This is a genomic window from Chryseobacterium sp. SIMBA_028, assembly GCF_046535285.1.
Classification (GTDB): domain Bacteria; phylum Bacteroidota; class Bacteroidia; order Flavobacteriales; family Weeksellaceae; genus Chryseobacterium.
In genome coordinates this window covers 1-250 of the sequence record NZ_JAWRWZ010000625.1, presented here as the reverse complement: position 1 = coordinate 250, position 250 = coordinate 1, and the positions used below count along the sequence as shown (strand labels likewise).

1 protein-coding gene is annotated in these 250 nt (G+C 60.4%); it reads left to right on the top strand.

Annotated features, from left to right (window positions below; all coding sequences use genetic code 11):
• On the top strand, positions 1–181 hold a 181-nt coding region (locus tag SCA31_RS24725), incomplete at its 5' end, for a hypothetical protein (RefSeq protein WP_410699601.1).
• Between the last annotated feature and the right edge of the window lie 69 nt (positions 182–250).

Here is a 250-nt window from a genome sequence, read left to right as displayed (position 1 = left end):
CTCGCAACTGCCTGCTGACGAGAACGGGCAGGGCCCGCACCGTTTCCTGTACTTCCCGGATGAGAATCACTGGGTGCTGCAGCCGCAACATGCCAAAGTCTGGTACGGCGTCGTCGAGCACTTTTTGGCCAAGCAGGTGCTGGGTGAGGATGTGCCCCTGCCAGAGGAACTGGGCTTGTAACACCAAGAGGTGGAGGCCGGGCGGTAGCATCAGCGTCGCTAGTATGGGGTTGTGAATCCGACCTTCAGC